Raw genomic sequence first — 3,224 nt, 5'->3', positions numbered from 1 at the left:
TACTCCAAGTATGAGGAAATGCAGAGTCGGGTCATGGAAGCAATGCGCTCTAGTTTCCGTCCTGAATTCCTCAATCGGATTGATGAGGTTATTATTTTCCATACCTTGCAAAAACATCAGTTGCGCAATATTGTCCAGCTGCAAACCCTGCGCTTAGAGCAACGGTTAGCAGAGCGCAAGATGTCCCTAAAACTCTCCGATGCAGCTCTTGACTTTTTGGCAGATTTAGGGTACGATCCAGTTTTTGGAGCACGACCCCTAAAGCGAGCTATTCAGCGGGAGTTGGAAACTCCTCTTGCTAAAGGAATTCTCAGGAGTGAATTTAATGATGGGGACACTATCTTTGTGGATGTCAACAATGAACGGCTTTCCTTTCAGCGATTGCCTGCTCAGTTGTTGCTCAGTGAGTCCAATTGAAGGGTAGAAAGGTTGAAGGGTATTGTGTGCTATACCCCTAAGCATTCAGCCATTAGGGATCAGCGATCAGCTGAATGCTTAGAGCCAAAAATATACCCTAACCCTAAAACCTATGCTCTGCATGCAGCGCCATAACACTTCCTTTTGGCAATACTTTTTGTCTCTCCCTATCCAAATACTTATCCAAATCAGTGAGAACTTCCTCAGCTGGAATACTTGATACTATAGCGCCATAGTCATTGACAACCCTAGGGAATTCCTGATTCACCTGATCTTGCAGTTCTGGAATTGCCCTTACTGAGGTTTGTAGTCTCCCTACAGGATGATTACCTGCCTTAATTCCCTTGGCTTTAGCGATAATCCAATTTGACAATAACTCTAATCTCAAAACCGCAAAGATAGGTTCATATCCTTCTCTCGCTTTTTTATTCAAGCCATCCACATCCTTCTGTCCTAGTGTCACCGTATGCTTGGTGGTGGTCTTTACTTCAATGGAAAGATTAGGAAAGTAGGGGTGATTCCAACTATCGATATCTACACCTTGAGAGGAATAGTTTTCTACCTGAAAACCCAAGCGACAGAAGGTAATCGCTAGGAAAATCTGGCAAGTTTTGCCAAACCCATTATCTTTTCTAGAGCGACTATTTAGGTGTTGTTGAATGGTGGTTAAATGGTTGAATGTTGATGCATCCATATTCTAAATTCTAAATTCTAAATTCTAAATTCTAAATTCTATTACCCATTACCCTCGATAGTTGGTCCACGAGTTGGTGTCCACTGTCCCAATCGGTATAGTTTGTTGGGCTTAGTTAGCTTGAAACTCAGCTGCTCGACGAAATCATCTTCTGAAGTCGCAATAATCAATTGCTTTTTATCCAATACCTGATCCAACACCTGAGCCAATCGTTCTTTATGGACTGGGTCGAGATTTTGCGACGGGTCATCTAGCACCATGAAACCGATATTATGAGTCAATTGCTCTGAAGTTGCTAGGGCTAGAAATATACTCAAAGCAGCACAATTAATATCACCCTTGTTCAACAGTCGTAAGGCAACTTCTGACTCTCCATATCCCACCGCCATCACTTCATATTTTTCTGGGTCAATCTCAATATCTGGAAAGTCACTGCGATGGGCGAGCTGACGATAGATACTAGAAATTGCTGCTCTGGTAGCATCGATTTTTTCTTTAGCTGAGTTTCCTAGCACTTCCTGTACAGCTTCACCAATAGTCAACAATCGGTCACAGAAGGCTTCCAAGTCAGCTTTTGCTGCTTCAACTTCTTTATAGTCAGGGCAATCTTGAATGGAAAACAAATTATCTACCTCTTGGCGATAACGCAAGACAGTAATAATCCGTTTAATGTTTTCCAAGTCTTGATCAATGCTATCGATACGCTGATTACTTTGCTCAACTGCGGTGCGAATCCTGGCTAATTCTTGATCTACTTCAGTAATGGCTTGATTGAGCAGAGCAAGAGCGTTAACAGAGTCATTAATTTCTGTTTCTAAAGCTACTGCGATCGCATTTTTTGCTTGTTGTAATCCCTTATCCTTATCTAATCGTTCCCGTTGCAACCGCTCCAAGGTTTTAATCAGTCTCTGTAACTCCTCTACTGCTGTTTCTAATTCCCGAATCTCCTTCTGAATCGGTTTTAGCTGTAACTTCATGTCTTGCTGCCAGGATTCTAATTCCTGACGCAACTGAACTGGATTAATTGGTGTAGAGCAAACGGGACAATCTTGGGCTTGATCTTCTTGTACTGACTTCAGAAATTTTAGGGTTTGGATAATGATACCGGCACGATTGTTGATAGTATTTAGACTCCCTTGCTTAGCCGGTAACTCTTCTTGTTCAATTTGATTTTTTTTTGCCAAAATTTCTGGTAGCATGCCGTATTGAGCTTCCAGTTGGTGAATCTCGTTTTCTTTTTGGTTGAGTTCCATAACCTTGGTCTCAACATTAGCTTTCAAACGATTTAATTCACTTTGCTGATTCAGCAATTCTTTCTGCCGTTCCCAGTCGGGCTGAGCATTACGTAATTGCTTAATCGCCTCCTTACCACCATCTACAAATCCTTCCAAATCATCAGTAGTTTGGTATTTTGGTAAAGAGGGCACCAGCAATCCATAGTCTTTGGCAAAATTCTCAACTGCATTTTCAACCCCTTGGCAAATAGCTTTTGCTCCATTTAGGGATAATTGGCTGAGCGGAATATCATGAAAAATGGCTTCTTCTTCTGCTAGACCTAAGTCATTTTCCTTAATCGCTTTTGCCGTTTCAATTTTGCTGATAATCTGACCAAACTCTTGATCAATTTTCTTAAACTCTTCCTGGGCTTTAGCTCGCTTAATTCCATCCAAGAGATTGCGCCAATCCGTCAAACCCATGAGGCGATCCAGAGCATTTTTGCGCTCTTTTGGTTCCTGAATCAGTAGCGCACTGATAGTTTCTTGATGTAGGTAGACACAACTCATGTAGTCAGACAATTCTAGACCCAGTAGCACCCGCAAGTCAGTTTCATCTTCCTGATACGAGCCATTATTAATCTGATAGTAAAACTTGGGATTACCACGACGTTTGCGGTCACTCCGATATACCTTTAGTATTTCCTCATTCCCTTCAAATATAACTTCGACACTAGTCTCCCTTGACGATTGGTTTTTCACTAACCAATTCTTGCGCTCTTCAATTTTAGTAGCACTTTTATTAGCGACATCTTTGCCAAATAGACACCACTCAATCGCATTCAGGGTACTACTTTACCTCCCCCCTGAGCTCCTACAATTAATGTGCAGGCTTGATA

General features: G+C 41.7%; 3 protein-coding genes. 1 reads left to right on the top strand and 2 read right to left on the bottom strand.

The features are described 5' to 3' along the window. On the top strand, positions 1-417 hold a 417-nt coding region (locus F6K20_RS30850), incomplete at its 5' end, for a ClpB D2-like domain containing protein (RefSeq protein WP_502708898.1). Between the two features lie 103 nt (positions 418-520). Here F6K20_RS30850 and F6K20_RS30845 read toward each other — a convergent pair. After that, complete coding sequence (locus tag F6K20_RS30845; protein WP_008182065.1) at positions 521-1,111, bottom strand: hypothetical protein; 591 nt, start codon at positions 1,109-1,111, stop codon at positions 521-523. Positions 1,112-1,152: 41 nt separating this feature from the next. Continuing rightward, the gene (locus F6K20_RS30840) at positions 1,153-3,171 is read right to left on the bottom strand and encodes an AAA family ATPase (RefSeq protein WP_353736860.1); all 2,019 of its coding nucleotides are present in this window, start codon (positions 3,169-3,171) and stop codon (positions 1,153-1,155) included. Positions 3,172-3,224: the final 53 nt, after the last annotated feature.

The sequence above is a fragment of the Moorena sp. SIO2C4 genome, assembly GCF_010672485.1.
GTDB classification, from domain to species: domain Bacteria; phylum Cyanobacteriota; class Cyanobacteriia; order Cyanobacteriales; family Coleofasciculaceae; genus Moorena; species Moorena producens.
Note: the sequence above shows the minus strand (reverse complement) of the source record. Positions and strands in the feature narration are given on the sequence as shown.